The 17,836-nt window shown below is 72.3% G+C and carries 14 protein-coding genes; 5 read left to right on the top strand and 9 right to left on the bottom strand.

Features of this window, described 5'->3' with window-relative positions; all coding sequences use genetic code 11:
* Window positions 1-69 precede the first annotated feature (69 nt).
* Window positions 70-1,086: a GNAT family N-acetyltransferase gene (locus tag DLJ59_RS18090; protein ID WP_124773823.1), complete on the top strand. Its 1,017-nt coding sequence runs from the start codon at window positions 70-72 to the stop codon at window positions 1,084-1,086.
* A 91-nt stretch (window positions 1,087-1,177) separates the two neighbouring features.
* Window positions 1,178-4,456: a lamin tail domain-containing protein gene (locus DLJ59_RS18085; protein WP_124773813.1), complete on the top strand. Its 3,279-nt coding sequence runs from the start codon at window positions 1,178-1,180 to the stop codon at window positions 4,454-4,456.
* Between the two features lie 69 nt (window positions 4,457-4,525).
* On the opposite strand, the gene DLJ59_RS18080 is transcribed toward DLJ59_RS18085, so the two are convergent.
* The 6 genes from DLJ59_RS18080 to DLJ59_RS18055 form a co-directional block, all read right to left on the bottom strand.
* A complete protein-coding gene (locus DLJ59_RS18080; protein ID WP_124773812.1) occupies window positions 4,526-5,074 on the bottom strand; it encodes a helix-turn-helix transcriptional regulator in 549 nt (182 codons plus the stop codon).
* Window positions 5,075-5,545: 471 nt separating this feature from the next.
* A complete protein-coding gene (hemB, locus tag DLJ59_RS18075; protein ID WP_124773811.1) occupies window positions 5,546-6,529 on the bottom strand; it encodes a porphobilinogen synthase in 984 nt (327 codons plus the stop codon).
* A gap of 20 nt (window positions 6,530-6,549) precedes the next feature.
* On the bottom strand, window positions 6,550-8,130 hold the full coding sequence (locus DLJ59_RS18070; protein WP_124773810.1) for a bifunctional uroporphyrinogen-III C-methyltransferase/uroporphyrinogen-III synthase: 1,581 nt from the start codon (window positions 8,128-8,130) through the stop codon (window positions 6,550-6,552).
* Window positions 8,127-9,095, bottom strand: a complete 969-nt coding sequence (gene hemC, locus DLJ59_RS18065) for a hydroxymethylbilane synthase (protein ID WP_124773809.1) — start codon at window positions 9,093-9,095, stop codon at window positions 8,127-8,129. Before hemC ends, DLJ59_RS18070 begins: the two co-directional genes overlap by 4 nt.
* On the bottom strand, window positions 9,092-10,489 hold the full coding sequence (locus DLJ59_RS18060; protein WP_124773808.1) for a glutamyl-tRNA reductase: 1,398 nt from the start codon (window positions 10,487-10,489) through the stop codon (window positions 9,092-9,094). Before DLJ59_RS18060 ends, hemC begins: the two co-directional genes overlap by 4 nt.
* Window positions 10,486-11,256 (bottom strand): redox-sensing transcriptional repressor Rex, encoded by a 771-nt coding sequence (locus tag DLJ59_RS18055; protein ID WP_030329747.1) that lies wholly within the window; start codon window positions 11,254-11,256, stop codon window positions 10,486-10,488. Before DLJ59_RS18055 ends, DLJ59_RS18060 begins: the two co-directional genes overlap by 4 nt.
* 371 nt (window positions 11,257-11,627) lie before the next feature.
* On the opposite strand from DLJ59_RS18055, the gene DLJ59_RS18050 reads away from it, so the two are divergent.
* Both DLJ59_RS18050 and DLJ59_RS18045 read left to right on the top strand, forming a co-directional pair.
* Window positions 11,628-12,932 (top strand): sensor histidine kinase, encoded by a 1,305-nt coding sequence (locus tag DLJ59_RS18050; protein ID WP_124773807.1) that lies wholly within the window; start codon window positions 11,628-11,630, stop codon window positions 12,930-12,932.
* Between the two features lie 58 nt (window positions 12,933-12,990).
* Window positions 12,991-13,644, top strand: coding sequence for a response regulator transcription factor (locus tag DLJ59_RS18045; protein ID WP_030329744.1), 654 nt, complete (start codon window positions 12,991-12,993; stop codon window positions 13,642-13,644).
* On the opposite strand, the gene DLJ59_RS18040 is transcribed toward DLJ59_RS18045, so the two are convergent.
* Genes DLJ59_RS18040 through DLJ59_RS18030 form a run of 3 tightly spaced genes read right to left on the bottom strand, consistent with a single transcriptional unit; the run spans window position 13,625 to window position 16,159 of the window.
* Window positions 13,625-14,287, bottom strand: a complete 663-nt coding sequence (locus DLJ59_RS18040; protein WP_124773806.1) for an HAD family hydrolase — start codon at window positions 14,285-14,287, stop codon at window positions 13,625-13,627. The genes DLJ59_RS18045 and DLJ59_RS18040 overlap by 20 nt on opposite strands.
* A 20-nt stretch (window positions 14,288-14,307) precedes the next feature.
* On the bottom strand, window positions 14,308-14,562 hold the full coding sequence (locus DLJ59_RS18035) for a glutaredoxin family protein (protein ID WP_030329740.1): 255 nt from the start codon (window positions 14,560-14,562) through the stop codon (window positions 14,308-14,310).
* Entirely contained in the window at window positions 14,552-16,159 is a 1,608-nt protein-coding gene (locus DLJ59_RS18030) for an AMP-binding protein (RefSeq protein WP_244236092.1), read from the bottom strand. The genes DLJ59_RS18035 and DLJ59_RS18030 overlap by 11 nt, the downstream gene beginning before the upstream one ends.
* A 586-nt stretch (window positions 16,160-16,745) precedes the next feature.
* Here DLJ59_RS18030 and DLJ59_RS18025 point away from each other — a divergent pair.
* Window positions 16,746-17,702: an ECF subfamily RNA polymerase sigma factor, BldN family gene (locus tag DLJ59_RS18025; RefSeq protein ID WP_124773805.1), complete on the top strand. Its 957-nt coding sequence runs from the start codon at window positions 16,746-16,748 to the stop codon at window positions 17,700-17,702.
* Window positions 17,703-17,836 lie beyond the last annotated feature (134 nt).

Below are 17,836 nucleotides of genomic sequence, written 5' to 3'. Positions count from 1 at the left end.
GATCGTCTCGATACCTTGGAGAACTGGACACTTCCCCCGAGCCTCTGTTACCGGCAAGCTAGACGGGTGATGGTGCGCGAGTGGGACCCCAGGACCGCGTCGTCCGCCGAGATCGCGTCGCTGTTGGCCACGCTGAACGCGGTCCTGGCGGCTGATCTGCCGCAGGACCCGCCCTGGCGGGAGACTTCGCTGCGGGAATACCTCGCCGAGGTGATGCCCGGCGAGCGGCGGATCTCGTGGATCGCCCAGGCTGAGCCGGGCGACACGGGCGACACCGGTGCGGTGCTCGGCCAGGTGCACGTGCTCCTTCTGGGTGACATCGGTGTGCTCGAGGTGCTGGTGCACCCGTCCGCGCGGCGCAGCGGCCTCGGCCGTGACCTGGTGTTGCGTGCCGCCCGCCGGGTCTACCAGGAGGGCTTCCGGTCGATCGGGGTCGAGGTTGTCGGCGACACGCCGGCCATCGGGTTCTACGAGTCGCTCGGTTTCAACCGGGAGTACGTGGAGACACGCAGCGTGCTCGACCTGACCGCGGTGGACTGGGCCGAGCTGGCCGAGATGGCCACCGGCATCGGTTCGGGCTACCAGCTGGAGTTCTTCCCGGGCGGGCCGCCGGACGACCTGATCGAGGCGTACGCGCGGGCCAAGGCCGAGGTGCGCGACGTCGACGACGGTGAGTTGCGCCCCAGCTCCTACGACCCGGAGCGGCTGCGCGACAGCCTCGACACGCTGCACCGGCGGGGCATGAAGCCGTACATCGTGCTCGCCCAGCACGAGCAGAGCGGTGAGGTGGCCGGCCTGACCGAGGTGGTGGTGCCGGCGCAGCACCCGACCCGCGCCGACCAGTACGACACGATCGTGGCGCAGGATCACCGGGGCTACGGCATCGATCGGGCGATCAAGGCCCGGATGCTGCTGGAGCTACGCTCCGCCGAGCCGGAGCTGATCGAGGTGCAGACCTGGAACGCGCAGGCCAACGAGGCGATGCTGAAGGTCAACGCGGAGTTGGGTTACCGCCCCGACCGGGACTGGTGCGAATACAGCGTCGACGTCGCTGAGCTGGTGCATCGCCTCGATCCGCCGCGCTGAGAAATTCACGAAACTGTCCATTAGGGGATGGACGGTGGACAGTGGCGCACCTTAACGTGCGTTGACCCCATCCACCCATCGTGGAGGCCCTATGCGCCCGCGCCGCTCAATCGCCGCGCTCGCGACCGCCACCGCCGCCGTGACAGTCACGGCGCTCGGCGTCGCACCCATCGCGGCCAGCGCCGCGCCCACCGACCTGTTCATCTCGGAGTACGTCGAGGGTTCGTCGAACAACAAGGCGATCGAGCTGTTCAACGGCACCGGTGCCGCCGTGGACCTGACGGCCGGCGGCTACCAGTTGCAGCTCTACTTCAACGGCTCCACCACGGCGACCACGATCGCCCTGACCGGCAGCGTGGCGGCCGGCGACGCGTTCGTGTTCGCCAGCGCCTCGGCCGGGGCCGCCATCCTCGCCCAGGCCGACCAGACGACCGGGGCGAGCCTCTTCAACGGTGACGACGCGATCGTGCTGCGCCGGGGCACCACAGTGCTCGACTCGATCGGGCAGGTAGGTGTCGATCCGGGCAGCGAGTGGGGTGCCGGCGTCACCAGCACCGCGGACAACACCCTGCGCCGGCTGGCGAGCGTGGCCGCCGGTGACACCGACCCGTCGGACGCGTTCGACCCCGCCACTCAGTGGGCCGGCTTCCCCGTCGACACGTTTGACGGGCTGGGCGCGCACACCGTGGATGGGGGCGGCCCCGTCGACGTGCCGGCCACGCTGACCTGTGGTGGGCCGCTGGTCACCGCCGCCGGCACGGCCGCGAGCCGCGAGGTGACCGCCGCCGACCCCGACGACACGATCGTCGACCTGACGGTGACCGCGATCAGCCCGAGCCCGACCGCCGGCTCGATCACCCGTACCGCGTTCACCCCGGCCGACGGGGTGGGCGGCACCGCCCGCGCCACGGTCGGCGTGAGCGCCGACCTCGCCGCCGGGGCGTACACCGTCACCCTGACCGCCACCGACGCGGGCGGCGGCACCGCCAGCTGCGCGCTGGCCGTGCAGGTGACCCGGGAGCTCACCGTCGGCGAGGTTCAGGGCCCGACCACCGACACCGAGTCCGGTCCGACCGACCGGTCACCGCTCGCACCGGCGAGCGGCAACGGCACGAGCAGCACGTTGTACGACGTACGCGGCGTGATCACCCAGTTGACAGTGGCCCGCACCTCGGCCGGGGCGGATCAGCACGGGTTCTTCCTGCAGAGCCGCGTTGGTGACACCGACGGCGACCCGACCAGTTCCGACGGGATCTTCGTGTTCATGGGCGCGTTCACCTCGCTGATCGGCGGTTACGTGCCGACGGTCGGCGATGAGGTCGTGCTGCGGGCCCGGGTGTCGGAGTACTACAACTTCACCCAGCTCTCCGGTGCGTCGCTGGTGCGCCGGATCGGCGTTGGGCTGGCCGTGGACACCGCCGTCGCGGTGACCGACGCGGTCCCGCCGGCCGCGCTGACCGACGCGCAGCGATTCTGGGAGCGGCACGAGGGCTCCCGGATGCGGGTTCGCGCGGGCAGCGGCGCGGTGAGCGGCCGGGACGTCTTCTCCTCCACCGCCGACGCGGAGCTGTGGGTGGTCGACCGCGACGACCCGCTGCTGGACCGGGCCGACCCGTACTCGCGGCGGGTCTTCCGTGATTCGCACCCGTTGGACAACGACCCGACCCGCCGTTTCGACGACGGCAACGGTCAGCGGACGCTGCTCGGCAGCATGGGCGTGAAGGCCACCGCCGGGGACAGCGCCGCGCTGCTTCCGCCGGCACACACCTTCGACACGTTGCGGGCGGACGCGGTGGGCGGGGTCTACTACTCGTTCGAGAAGTACGGCGTTCAGGTCGAGCGGGCGGAGTTCGCCGCCGGGGCCGACCCGTCGAAGAACAACCCGCCCAGGCCGGCCGACCGGTCGCAGGAGGTGGCCGTGGCCACCTACAACGTGGAGAACCTGTACGACTACCGCGACGACCCGTTCGACGGCTGTGACTTCGCCGGTAACGCCGGCTGCACCGGGGTCAGCCCGCCGTTCGACTACGTGCCGGCCAGCGAGGCGGAATACCGCGAGCAGTTAGCCGCCCTCGCCGACCAGATCGTCAAGGATCTGCACGCACCGGACCTGATCCTGGTGCAGGAGGCTGAGGACCAGGACATCTGCACGGTCTCCGGGGCTGCGTTGAGCTGCGGCGACACCAACAACGCCGATGGCGCTCCGGACAGCATCCAGGAGTTGGCGCTCACGGTGGCGGCGGCGGGTGGTCCCGCGTACACCGCTGCTTATGACCGGACCGGCGCGGACGCCCGCGGTATCACCGCCGCCTTCCTGTACCGCACGGACCGGGTGTCGCTGGCGGCCGCGACGGCGAACGACCCGCTGCTGGGCTCGGCACCGACCGTTCAGTACCGGGCTCCGGGCTTGCCGGCCAACGCCGACGTGCAGAACCCGAAGGCCCTCAACGCGGTGTTGCCAGCGGATGTGGACACGTCGACCGGTCGGGATGGGAACAACGTCTTCACCCGTGCTCCGCAGCTGGGCAAGTTCAGCGTGGCCGCGTCACCCGGCTCGACCGAGCGGTTCACCCTGTACGCGCTCAGCAACCACTACTCCTCCGGCCCGGACGGTCGGATCGGGCAGCGGCGGGAGCAGGCGCGCTACGGTGCGGCGATCGTCACCGCGATCGAGGCAGCCGACCAGACCGCCCGGGTGGTCTACGGCGGGGACCTGAACGTCTTCCCCCGTCCTGACGACCCCATCGCCACCGGCGACCAGCCCACGCCGTCAGACCAGCTCGCCCCGCTCTACGAGGCCGGTCTGCACAACCTGTGGGACAACCTCGTCGCGGACGTGCCGGCGTCGGCCTACTCGTACAGTTTCGAGGGGCAGGCGCAGACGCTGGACCACCTGTTCGTCAACGACGCGTTCCACGGCGACCTGGTGCAGGTGCGGGCCGCGCACATCAACGCCGACTGGCCGGCGGAGTTCGCCGGTGACGGGTCGCGGGGTTCCAGTGACCACGACCCGCAGGTGGCCCGGTTCCGGTCCCGTGCGTCGTTGACGGTGGCCGACGCTGCGGTGGCCGAGGGCGACCAGGGCACCCGGCAGCTCACCTTCAGCGCCACCGTGTCCCGGCCGCTGTCCCAGTCGGTGCTGCTCTGCGCCGCCACCGTCGGCCTCACGGCGCAGGCGGGTTCGGATTTCGACCTGTACGCCGGCTGCAAGGTGTTGACCGCCGGGCAGACGTCCGTGGCGTTCCCGGTGACGGTGCGCGGCGACCGCAGACGGGAGGCGGACGAGAAGTTGACGCTGTTGGTGGCGGGCGTGCCCGGCCTGCGGCTGGCCGACCCGCTCGCGACTGGAACGATCACCAACGACGACTGATCGCGGAACGTGGTCGACGACGGCCCGCCGCCCCCGAGTGGGGTTCGGCGGGCCGTCGTCCGTCCTGCGTCAGCGGTACCGCCAGAGCTGTGGCGGCGGCGGATCGCCGCGGTGCCTGGCCACCCGCACCTCCCACCGGCTGCGCCGACGCATCGCGTCCCGGACCTCCCGATCGCGGTAGAACGTCTCGGGCGGGCGGGCCAGCCCGTAGATGTCCGCCCACCACTCCCCCGGCTCGGGGTCGAGGATGGTGTCCAGGTGCGACGGGTAGCGGCGCCCCGCGCCGTCGCGGGTGTCTTCCCAGTCCTGCATCGGCCGGAGCACCCGGCCGGACTCGTCGACGACGGCCAGCCGGCATCCGACGGCCCCGACGATCCGGCGGAGCAGCTCAAGGCTCGGCACAGTCCGACCGGCCTCGATACGGCCAATGGTCGCGTGGTGCACCCTCGCCCACCGGGCCAGCTCACGTTGGCTCAGGTCGGCCTGCCGACGGACCGCCCGGACGATGCCAACGACCGGCCATGGGGTGTCGGAGGGCTCGCTGGGGCTCGGACCGTCGGGGGTCCAACTGTCGATGTTGAGTGCTCCTGCATCCGGGGGTGTCGGTGAATTGCCCATACCGTCACCGTCCCGGCTCGCTCCGTTCCGCGCAGTCCCCTCCGGCCGACCTGTGGACAACGGAAGGACCTGTGGATAACCGGCTGCCTGTCACCCCTGGGGGATGGCTCCCGCCCCGGCCGGCGAAAGCGGGTGCGTCGGCACAGCGCGTCCTCGCCGCAGTGCCGCAAGGGGGGAACGGGAGGACGACCATCCAACCCCAGTCCTCCCCCTTTGCTCTGCACCCCAATAGGCACCGGTAGCGGACCGTAGCCGTAGTAGCCGCCGCCGTCGTCGTCGTCATAGCCGCCGCCGTCGTAGCCGTCGCATCCGCGGGTGCAGAGCAAAGGGGGGACACGGCCGCGACGGAGCAGCGGATCGCCGAACCGACCAATACCCGACCGGCAGTCGGGGCCACGCCCGGTGCCCGCCCCATCGGGCGTGCCGCGATCGGTGCGCGGGAGGATGAGCCAATGATCGTAGGCGGGCCGGTCAGTAGCGCTGGCGGAGCAGGTTGGCGGCCTCGACGGCCCAGTAGGTGAGGATGACCTGCGCGCCGGCCCGCTTGATCGAGGTGAGCGTCTCCAGCATCACCCGCTCCCGGTCGATCCAGCCGTTCGCGGCGGCCGCCTCGACCATCGCGTACTCGCCGGAGACCTGGTAGGCGGCGACCGGGACGTCCACCGCGGCCCGCACCGCCGACACCACGTCGAGGTAGGGCAGCGCCGGCTTGACCATCACCAGGTCGGCGCCCTCGGCGACATCCAACGCGACCTCGCGCAGCGACTCACGCAGATTGGCCGGGTCCTGCTGGTAGGTGCGCCGGTCGCCCTCCAGCGCCGACTCCACCGCCTCACGGAACGGGCCGTAGAAGGCGGAGGCGTACTTCACGGCGTACGCCAGCACGGAGACGTCCTGATACCCGGCAGCGTCGAGCGCCCGGCGTACCACGCCGACCTGGCCGTCCATCATCCCGGACGGCCCGACCATGCCGACCCCCGCGGCGGCCTGGGCCACCGCCATTTCGGCGTACGCGGCCAGGGTGGTGTCGTTGTCGACCTCACCGTCGGGGGTGAGCAGCCCACAGTGCCCGTGCGAGGTGAACTCGTCGAGGCACAGGTCGCTCATCACGACAGTGGCGTCGCCCACCTCGGCCACCACGTCCCGGATGGCGACGTTGAGGATGCCGTTCGGGTCGATGCCGCCGGAACCGGTCGGGTCCCGCTGTTCCGGCACGCCGAAGAGCATGATCCCGCCGACACCGGCCTGGACCGCCTCTACCGCCGCCTTGCGCAGCGAGTCCCGGGAGTGCTGGAGCACCCCCGGGAGCGACGAGATGGCCCGGGGCTCGGTGAGCCCTTCCTTGACGAACATCGGCACGACCAGCTCGGCCGGGTCGACCCGGGTCTCGGACACTAGCCGGCGGACCGCCGGGTTGCGGCGCAGCCGGCGGGGCCGGATCTCGGGGTACGACATGGAAGGGCCTCCTCGAACGACTACCGGAAGCGCAGGGCGGTCGGGCCCTGAACCTTCGAGCCACGGCGCTGCTTGGCCGGCATGGCGGCCAGCTTCTCGCGCAACTCGACGGCGTAGGCGGCGAGCGCCTCCACCAGGTCGGGCACCGAGGCGTGCGGCGGCTGGACGTCGACCCGCAGACCGAACTCCGTCGCGGTCTCCGCCGTCTTGGGCCCAATGACGGCAACAACGGTCCGGGCGTGCGGCTTCCCGGCGATGCCGACCAGGTTGCGCACGGTGGAGGACGAGGTGAAGAGCACCGCGTCGAAGCCGCCCGACTTGATCGCGTCGCGGATCTCGGCGGGCGGCGGCGCGGCCCGCACCGTCCGGTACGCGGTCACGTCGTCGACCTCCCAGCCGCGCTCGGTGAGCCCGGCGGCGAGCGTCTCGGTGGCGATGTCGGCACGCGGCAGCAGCACCCGGCCCACCGGGTCGAGGATCTCGTCGTGTGGCGAGAACTCGGCCAGCAGCCCGTCGGAGGACTGCTCCCCGGCGGGGATCAGCTCCGGCTGGATGCCGAACGCGCGGACCGCGTCCGCCGTGGCCTCACCGATGCAGGCGATCTTGACGCCGCCGAAGTGCCGGGCGTCGAGGCCGTGCTCGGCGAACTTCTCCCAGACCGCGCGGACCGCGTTCACCGATGTGAAGATCACCCAGGCGTACCGGCCGTCGACCAGGCCCTTGACCGCCCGCTCCATCTGCGCCGGGGTGCGCGGCGGCTCGACCGCGATGGTCGGCACCTCGCACGGGATCGCCCCGTACGCGCGCAGCCGGGCGCTCATCACGCCAGCCTGCTCCTTGGTGCGGGGTACGAGCACCTTCCAGCCGTACAGCGGGCGGTTCTCCCACCAGCTCAGCTTGTCGCGCTGCCCCACCCCGACACCGACGGTGAGCACCACCCGGCCGGTGAAGCCGAGCGCGGCGGCCACGAAGCTGTCCACGGTCGACGTGGTCGTGTACTGGGTCTCGCCGGTGCCGTCGCCGGTCACCCCGACGCCGGTGGTGCCGTCGACCCCGGCGGCGAGCAGCCCGTCCCGGACGGCGGCGAGGTCACCGGCATCCACCGCGAGCGCGAGCGAGCCCCGACCGACCGCCGTGGCCAGCGCCTCGAAGTCCAGTGCGCTGACGTCCTCGACGTCGGCGGCCGTACGCACCCCCGGCAGCGGGACGCCGGCGTAGGTGGCCACACCCTCGGCCTGGCCGACGCCGGGCACCACCTCGAAGTGGGCGGCGGTGCGGGCCACCGCCTGCACCTCCTTGACCACCGAGTCGTGCCCGAACGGGTCGCCGGCGACCAGGTGCACCGCGTTCAGCCCGGAGCGGGCCGCGGAGATCAGCACCTTCGCCACGTCCCCCGGCGCGCCCTCGGCCGGAGTGAACTCGGCATCGTCCCTGGCCTCGGCGCGCACGACGGTGAGCAACGACTCCGGGACTCCCCGGTCGTAGATCACCTGGTCGGCGTCGACCAGGGCGTCGTGGGCCCGACGGGTCAGCAGGCCCGGGTCACCGGGGCCAGCCCCGACGAACGCGATACGGCCGACGGGCTTACGGGTGCGGGTCATTCTGTGCTCCCAAATTGCTGGGTCCCCGGGCCGGTGTGTCCTTCGTGGCCGAGGATCGAGTCGGCGCCGAGGTCGAGGAGTTCGGCGGCGAGTGCCTTACCGATCTCCGCCGCGTCGGCGGGCGTTCCGGTGCGGGACAGCCGGAGGTCACGAGTGCCGTCCGGGCTGATCACCGCCCCGCGCAGGTAGATCTCATCGCCGGTCTCACCTTCGGCGAGTTCGGCATAGGCGGCGACGGGTGCGCTGCACCCGGCCTCCAGGGTTGCCAGAAACGCGCGTTCCGCGGTGACCGCGGCACGCGACGGTGCGTGGTCGAGCACCGCGAGCAGCTCGACCAGATCCTGGTCGTCGACCCGGCACTCCACGGCCAGCGCACCCTGAGCGGGGGCGGGCAGCATCAGCATCGGGTCCAACGTCTCGGTGATCGCGTCGGTCCGGCCGATGCGGGCCAATCCCGCCCGGGCCAGGACGATCGCGTCGAGGTCGGCGTCCGGACCGAGCACCCGCCCCAGGCGGGTGTCGATGTTGCCCCGGACCGGGGTGACCTCCAGTTGCAGGCCGAGGGCGTGCAACTGGGCGATCCGGCGCAGCGCGCCGGTGCCCACGGTGGCCCCGGGCGGCAGCTCGGCGAGCGTCCGGCCGGCGCGGGCCACCAACGCGTCGCGCGGGTCCTGCCGGGCCGGCACCGCCGCGATGTGCAGCCCGCCGGCGGCAGCCGTGGGCAGATCCTTGTACGAGTGCACGGCGAAGTCGATCGTTCCGGCGGTCAGCGCGTCGCGCAGGGCGGAGACGAACACCCCGACGCCCAGCCGGTGCACCGGCGCGCTGGAGCGGTCACCCGCGGTGACCACCTCGACCAGCTCGACCGGGCGGCCGGTGGCTGCGGTCAGCGCCTCGGCGACCTGGCCGGACTGGGCCATCGCCAGGGCGCTGCCCCGGGTGCCGAGGCGCAGGGGGGCGGTCATCGCGCACCTCCGGTTGGTGGGATCGGTTCGGCGGCGTCGGCTCCGGACACCGGGTCGGTGCCGGGGAGCGCCATGCCGAGGTCGGGGGTCAGCACGTCCGGAACGGTGTCGACCGGCGAGGTCTGCGGCACCTCGAGGTCGAACAGCTCGCGCAGCAGTGCCGCGTACTGGTCGCCGCCGGGCTCCGCGGCCAACTGGCGGACCTTGACGGTGGGCTGGTGCAGCAGCCGCTGCACGACCCGGTGCACCGTGCGGGCCACCTCGGCCCGCAGATCGTCGCCGAGGTCGGGGCGACGCTGGGCCAGCCGGCGCAGCTCGGCGCTGACCACGTCGTCGGCCCGGCCACGTAGCGCGGCCACGGTGGGAGCCACGTCGGCACCGCGCAACCAGGTGAGGAAGCCCTCCACCTCGCCGAGCACGATCCGTTCGACGGCTGCGGCGTCGGCAGCCGCCGGACCGTCGGCGAGCAGCGCCGCCATCCGGTCGATGTCGATCACCTCGACGCCGGGCAGCTCGGCGACGCCCTCCTCGACGTCGCGCGGGACGGCCAGGTCGAGCAGGACCAGCGGGCCCCGGGCCGGGTCGCGTTCGGCCAGCGCCGCGGTGACCACCGCCCGGGTGAGGACCGGTTCGGTGGACGCGGTGGCGGCCACTACGATGTCCACTGTGGCGATGGTGTCGGCCAGTTCGGTCATCGGCGCGGCGGTCGCCCCGTACGACTCGGCGAGGCGGACGGCCCGGTCGGCGCCCCGGTTGCTCACGGTGAGCGGCCCGGCGCCCTGCCGGGACAGCGTGGCCACCCCGAGCGAACCCATCGCGCCGGCGCCGACCACCAGGGCCGGGTGGCCGACGAGGTCGCCGTCGAGGTGCCCGGCGGCCAGCTCCAGCGCGGCGGTGACGACGCTCTGGCCGGCCCGGTCGATGCCGGTCTCGGCGTGCGCCCGCTTGCCGACCCGCAACGCCTGCTGCATGAGCTCGTGCAGCAGCCGGCCGGCCGAGTCGGCGCCGGTGGCCCAGTGGTACGCGTCACGCAGCTGGCCGAGGATCTGCGCCTCGCCCACCACCATCGAGTCCAGACCGGTGGCGACCCGGAAGACGTGGTCGACGGCAGCGTTGTCGTAGTGCACGTACAGGTGGCTGGCGAGCGCGGTCGGCGAGCTGCCGGCCTGCTCGGCCAGCACGGCGCAGACGTCGCCGAGCCCACCGTGGAAACCGGACACGGCGGCGTAGACCTCCACCCGGTTGCAGGTGGAGACCATCACCGCCTCGGTCACGTACGGCTGGGCGACCAGGCGGTCCAGGGTGCGGGTCAGGTCGGCGGGGGGCACGGCCAGCTGCTCCAGCGTGGCGACCGGGGCGGTCCGGTAGGACGCGCCGACGACGAGCAGTTTCACGTGCCGATCGCCTCCTGGGTGTCGGTGGCCGCGAACCCGCCCGGCAGGGCGGTGAGAGCGGACCCGCCGGTGGCGGGCAACGCGGTCAGCGACGCCTTGCGGTGCTCGTGGAAGGACAAAATCTGCAGCTCGATGGCGAGGTCGACCTTGCGCACGTCGACCCCCTCCGGAACCGAGAGTACGCACGGCGCGAAGTTGAGGATGCTCGTCACGCCGACGGCGACCAGTTGGTCGGCGACCTGCTGGGCGGCGGCGGCCGGGGTGGCGATCACGCCGATCGCGAGGGATTCCTCCGCGGCGACCGTCGGCAGGTCGTCGACATGCCGGACCACCAGGCCGTTGATCTCCTCACCGACCCGGGAGGGATCGGCGTCGAGCAGTGCGGCGATCCGGAAGCCTCGGCTGGCGAAGCCGTCGTAGCCGGCCAGAGCGTGACCGAGATTACCCACGCCGACCAGGGCGACCGCCCGGCGTTGGGTGAGCCCGAGCACATACTCGATCTGCTCGATCAGCAGCGCGACGTCGTAGCCGACGCCCCGGGTGCCGTACGAGCCGAGGTGGGAGAGGTCCTTGCGGAGCTTGGCGGAGTTGACTCCGGCGGCGGCGGAGAGACCCTCGCTGGAGACCGTTTCGTGCCCGGTGTCGGCGAGGTTGTGCAGCGCGCGCAGGTACTCCGGGAGCCGAGCGACGGTTGCCTCGGGCAGATCCGGGAGCGCCGGTACGGCACCGGCGCGGCCGGGCGCGCCTGGGTGACGGTGCTGACTCATGAGACTCCGTGCGGTGCGATCCTCGGCCAACTCCGCTGGTCGGCCGTTTGTGGACTCCCGCTGGCGACCGAGATTGCCGGCTGTGCTAGCAGGGCGCGTCGGAGTCACAGCGTAGGCGCTTGTGAAGACGTGCACAAATCGCGATCTTGCCGCTGCGTGGCGCGACCTCACCAGCACCTCCATCCCACAAGATCGATTAAACGGCCTGGTCCGCTGACCGCCCGGGCGATTATTGCTCAATCCCGACTTCTCTGACCAATCCCGCGCCGACCCTCCCCCGGGGTCCTCGCGGCGGTGGTAGGGGCAGCACTACGCAGAAGAGGCGGGGTTTCGGGATGGGGACACCGAGCCCAGCTGCCTAGCCTTTGGGTATGACCGCCGTTGCCGCCACCAGCGACCGACCGACGCTGGCACCGAGCATCCCCCGCCAGCTCTTCGTCGACTCCGGGTACGTGGTGCTCGGCCTGCCCCTGGCGGTGGCCAGCTTCGTCCTTCTCATCGTCGGCCTCGCGGTCGGCATCGGCCTGGTGGTCACGGTGATCGGCCTGCCGATCCTCAGCGGCACCCTGTACGCCGCCCGAGGGCTGGCCGACATCGAGCGACTGCGGTTGCCCGCGGTGCTCCACCAGCCCCGGATCCGGCCGCACTACCGGCTGCCCGAGGCGGGCGCGAACGCCTGGCGGCGGATCTTCGTGCCGATCCGGGACGCCCAGTCCTGGCTCGATCTGGCGCACGGCATCCTGCGGCTGATCGCGGCGTTGGGCACCTTCGTGGTGACGGTGGCCTGGTGGGCCGCGGCGATCACCGGCTCGCTCTACTGGGCCTACGACTGGGCCCTGCCCCGGGCCGACGGCGAGGGTGACCAGGACCTGGCGCAGCTTCTCGGCCTGGGCGACTCCACCACCGCCCGGATCGGCCTGTACACGGCGCTCGGAGTGTTCTTCCTGATCACCCTGCCGATCGTGGTACGGGGCTGCGCACTGCTACAGGCCAGCTTCGCCAAGGCCATGCTGACCGGGGTGGCCGAGATGCGCGACCGGATCACCGTGCTGGAGGAGCAGAAGCGGGCCGCCGTGTCCGCCGAGGCCTCCGCGCTACGCCGGTTGGAACGTGACATCCACGACGGCCCCCAGCAGCGCCTGGTCCGGCTGGCGATGGACCTCAGCCGGGCCCGGATGCAGCTCGCCTCGGACCCGGAGGCGGCCGGCCGCACCATCGACGAGGCGGTCGCCCAGACCCGGGACACGCTGGCCGAGCTGCGAGCCCTGTCCCGGGGCATCGCGCCGCCGATCCTGGTCGACCGGGGTCTGCCCAGCGCCCTGGCGGCGATCGCCGGCCGCGGGCTGATCCCGATCGAGCTCCAGGTGGACCCGCAGCTCGGCACCCCCGCCGGGCGGCTCGACCCGGCGGTGGAGAACACCGCGTACTTCGTGGTGTCCGAGGCGCTGACCAACGTCGCCAAGCACAGCCGGGCCACCGAGGCCACGGTTACCGTGGCCCGGCAGGGCCACCGCCTGCAGGTACGGGTGGGCGACGACGGGCAGGGCGGTGCGCACCTGGCGAAGGGGCACGGGCTGGCCGGCATCGCCGACCGGGTCCGGGCCGCCGGTGGCGAACTGGTGGTGGTCAGCCCGACCGGCGGCCCCACCGAGATCCGCGCCGAGCTGCCGCTGTGAGCGGTCAGCCACCGCGCCGAGCCCGGACGACGGGCCGGACGTGGTAGACAACACAGCCATGCGCATCGTGATCGCCGACGACGCGGTCCTGCTCCGAGAGGGGCTGGTCCGGCTGCTGACCGAGAGTGGGCACCAGGTGGTGGCCGCTGTCGGGGACGGTGACGCCCTGGTCGAGGCGGTGGTCGAGCACCGGCCCGACGTGTCGATCGTCGACGTCCGGATGCCGCCGTCGCACACCGACGAGGGGCTGCGGGCCGCCGTGGAGGCACGTCGGCTGGTGCCGCGTACCCCGATCCTGGTGCTCTCCCAGTACGTCGAGGTCTCGTACGCCGATGATCTGCTCGCCACCACCGGTGGCGCCGGCGGCGGGATCGGCTACCTGCTCAAGGACCGGGTGGCCGCGATCGACGAGTTCCTGGACGCGTTGCGCCGGGTGGCGGGCGGCGGCACGGTGCTCGACCCGGAGGTGGTCGGTCAGCTCTTCGCCAGGCGTCGCCGCGACGACCCGCTGCGCGAGCTGACCCCCCGTGAGCGCGAGGTGCTCGCCCTGATGGCCGAGGGGCGCTCGAACACCGCCATCGCGCGCGCCCTCGTGGTCAGCGACGGCGCGGTGGAGAAGCACGTGCGCAACATCTTCACCAAGTTGACCCTGCCGCCGGACACCGAACAGCACCGGCGGGTGTTGGCCGTCCTCACCTACCTGCGGAACTGACCTCCCGGGCCAGGGCCACCGCGTCGGTGAGCGTGTCGGCCACCGGGTGACCCGAGGCGCGCAGCCGGGCCGGGTCGGTGAACCCGCCGGTGTAGAGCACGGCACGGCCGCCCACCGCGAGCGCCGCGTCCGCGTCGTCGATGGAGTCGCCGATCAGCACCACCGAGGCGCCGTCCACGCCCAGCTCGGCCAGGTGCTGCTGTAGCGGTTCGGCCTTGCGGCCGCCGCCGACGGTGGCCCGCAGCCCGTCGACGCGGGCGAAGTGGCCGGTCAACCCGTACGTGTGCACGGTCGGGACCAGCTCCTCGTGGAACCACATGGACAGCAGACTCTGGCTGCCGGGCCAGGCGGCCATCGCGGCGCGCGCGTCGGCGGCCAGCTCACAGGTGGTCAAACCGGTGCGGTACGCCTCGTGGAAGATCTTGTCGAGTCGGCCGAACTCGTCGTCGTCCACGGCCTGCCCGAGCACCTCGGCGTAGTACTCGGCGATCGGCCTGCGGAACCGCACCCGGTGCTCGTCCGGGGTGACCGTCGGCCCGCCCAGGCTCGCGAACACGACGTTGGTGGCGGACACCACCAGGCTGAGGTCGTTGAGCAGGGTGCCGTTCCAGTCCCAGACGAGGTGCGGGGGCGCAGGGGTCATCTGAGCACCATAGGCACTCCTCAGAGCTGCGGCGTGGTCAGGTCCCGCAGCAGCCGGTCCTCCTCGACCCGCCAGTAGCCGTGCTCCTTGCCGTCGAGCATCACCACCGGCAGCCGGTCCCCGTACTCCCGCTCCAGCCCCTCGTCGCCGGTGACGTCCCACTCGACCCACTTGTCGCCGGTGACCGCGACCACCCGGTCGAGCGCCGCCTTGGCGTCGTCGCAGAGGTGGCAGCCGGGTCGGGTGATCAGGGCGAGTCGGGCGTCAGTTGCCATCGGTTACCTCCGTGCGGTCGGTCGGCGTCGCCGACCGGAGCTGGGTCTTGCGTACCTTGCCGATCGCCGAGTGCGGCAGGGCGTCGACGAACTCGACGGCGGTCGGGCACTTGAACCGGGCCAGGTTCCGTGCGCAGTGGGCGAGCAACTCCTCGCTGGTCACCGGTCGTCCCGGCGCCGGCACCACGTACGCCCGCACAGTCTCGCCGGTTCGCGGGTGCGGCACACCCAGTACCGCCGACTCGGCCACCCCGGGATACCCGGCGAGCACCAGCTCGACCTCGTGCGGATAGACGTTGAACCCGTTGACGAGGATCAACTCGCCGAGCCGGTCGACCAGGAAGAGGTCGCCGTCCTCGTCGGCGTACGCGATGTCGCCGGTGCCCCACCAACCGTCGGCGTCCGGGCCGCCCCGACCGTCGGGCCAGTAGCCGGTGAAGAGGTTGGCGCCGCACACCACGATCTGCCCCGGGTCGGTGCCCGGCGCCACGTCGGAGATGTCCAGCTCATCCGGGTCGTCGTCGGGGACGGCCAGCCCGTCGCGCCACAGGTCCATCCCGTCCGCGTCGACGAGGCGCAGCCGCACCCCGGGCAGCGGCCGGCCGATCGAACCCGGTTTGGCCACGCCGCCGACCAGGGTGGAGGTGAGCACCGGCGCGGTCTCGGTGAGGCCGTACCCGATGTGCACCTGATGCCCGGTGACCTCGGTGAAGCGCGCCGCGACCGCGGGTTCGAGCGGGGCCGCGCCGCAGACCGCCACCCGCACCGACGCGGTCGCCGCGCGGGCCTCGGCCATACCGGCCCAGGTCAGGAACATCGACGGTACGCCGACCAGCACGCTGACCCGGTGCCGCGCGATCTCGTCGAGGCCGGCCGTCGGGCCCGGCTCGTCGAGGAGCACGCCGGTAGCGCCGTGGTGCACGACCGCGCCGAGCCCCGAGTTGAGCCCGTACGCGTGGAACAGCGGCAACGCGAGGAGAACGGTGTCCGTCGGCCCGATCACCGGCGGCTCGATCTCCGCGACCTGCTCGTGGTTGGCGACCAGCGCCTGGTGCGAGAGCATCACTCCCTTGGGTCGCCCCTCGGTGCCGGAGGTGTAGAGCAGTACGGCCAGGTCCGCGCCGCCTCGTCGAGGGCGGGGCGCCGGCCCGGGTGCCTCGGCGGTCGGTGGCGTGCCGTGCACGGAGATGAGCGCGGGCAGTTCGGCGGCCACGTCGACGACCAGGTCGCGGACGCGGTCGGTGGCGATGAGCACCGACGCGCCGGAGTCGGCCAGCACGTGCCGGAGCTCCGGGGCGGTGAGGCCGGGGTTGACCGGCACGGTGACCAGCCCGGCGCGGAGTGCGCCGAGCCAGGAGATCACGAAGTCCGGTGTGTTGGGCAGCGCGATGGCGACGCGCGGGGGCGTGGCACCGGAGCCGGTGGGCGGCGCGGCGGCGGACAGGCCGCGGGCGGCGGCGTCCACCGCGGTGTCCAGTTCGGACCAGCTGAGGGTGTGCCCATGCCAGTGCAGCGCGGGCCGGTCGGCGCGGTCGAGAGCCGCCCGGCGGACCCGGTCGGCGAGGTTCGGCGCGGGGCTTTCCGAGGCGTCCTGCACGGTGATCGAGTCTGGCACAGCGCACGACGACGGGCCACGCCCGACGGTCGGGGGCGGGCCCGGAGGGCGACGACACGACAGTCCCATGTACGGGACTGTCCGGTGTGCCATCGGCGCTCCGGTCAGGTCCTGCCGATGGGACGAGCGACGCCGATCATGGGCAGTTCGGTAGCCCCCGCCCGACCGGCCGGCCCGCCGGGTCAGCCGAACGGGCGGCACGCCTCCGACCTGGGCATCCATCCTGGATCACCGTGCCGACGGAAAGTCAATCGCACACGACGGACAACCGGTCCGCCACCGGTGCGACGGAGCGGGAAATACTTCCGCCTTGTGTAACGGACTTGCCACGCGCGGGTGACGTTGGCCCTATCATCACTCGGGTCGGGTCACCCCATTTGCCGTGAGTCGACACCCCTCAGCCCGAGGAGGCCCCCGTGCCTGTGAGCGCATTGGACCAGCACCTCCAGGGGAATTGCCGCCAGTCGGCAATTCCCGTGACCGTCCTGCCCGACCGGTCACCCGGTCGGTCCGCCCCGACGAGACCCAGACCGGCCCGCCCGGCAGCCGACGGGACGGGGGCAACACGATGACCACCTTCGGTTACGCGGAACGCCCGGTCGGCCTGACCGGTCAGCCGGCCCGCTCCCACGTCAACGAGCGACCAGCGGCCCGCGCCCCACTGGACGAGCAGCCCGGAGGCGTCGTGCGGGGTGACAGCGCTGCGCATCGGATCCGGAGCCGGCCGCACCACAACGAGCCACCGCCGCGGCCCGCGGTGCCCGGTGGAAACGCGAAGCCGGCCGGCGGCCGGGTGGCCGTACCCGCCCGACCCACCATGCCCGTGCAGGGCCGTCGGATAAGCGACACACCGGCGGTCACCACCGACCCGGCGGCGGGTGAGACAGCGGTGATCCCGGCGGTGCCGGCCACCACCGCCACCACCCCGACCGGTTTTCCGAGCCGCCCGGATCCGTCCGACCCGGCAACCGAGGTCTGGACGCTGATCGAGCGGGCCCAGGCCGGCGAGTCCGAGGCGTTCGGTCTGATCTACGACCGGTACGTCGACACGGTCTTCCGGTTCGTCTACTTCCGGGTCGGCAACCGGCAACTCGCCGAGGATCTCACCTCGGACACCTTCCTGCGCGCGCTCAAGCGGATCGGCAGCTTCACCTGGCAGGGCCGCGACCTTGGCGCCTGGCTGGTGACTATCGCCCGCAACCTGGTCGCGGACCACTTCAAGTCGGGCCGGTACCGGCTGGAGGTCACCACCGGCGACGTGCTCGACGCCGACCGGGAGGACCGGGGCCCGGAGGGCAGCCCGGAAGCTGCCGTGGTGGAGCACATCACCAATGTCGCGCTCCTCACCGCCGTGAAGCAGCTCAACCCGGAGCAGCAGGAGTGCATCGTGCTCCGCTTCCTCCAGGGCTTCTCGGTCGCCGAGACGGCCCGCGCGATGGGCAAGAACGAGGGAGCCATCAAGGCCCTCCAGTACCGCGCCGTCCGCGCCCTGGCCCGACTGCTGCCCGACGGCTTCCAGCCGTAGTTTGTTACGGCGGGACCGACGGGCGTCGATCAACGTCCGCGCAGCTCAAAGTCGGTCCCGCCCGGTGATGACCATCACTTTCTGTAATTTCCGCTCCGTCCGGCCCGTAACCCGTGCACGGCCCGCCGCGTTTC

The organism is Micromonospora inaquosa, assembly GCF_003857055.1.
Taxonomy (GTDB): Bacteria; Actinomycetota; Actinomycetes; order Mycobacteriales; family Micromonosporaceae; genus Micromonospora; species Micromonospora inaquosa.
Note: the sequence above shows the minus strand (reverse complement) of the source record. Positions and strands in the feature narration are given on the sequence as shown.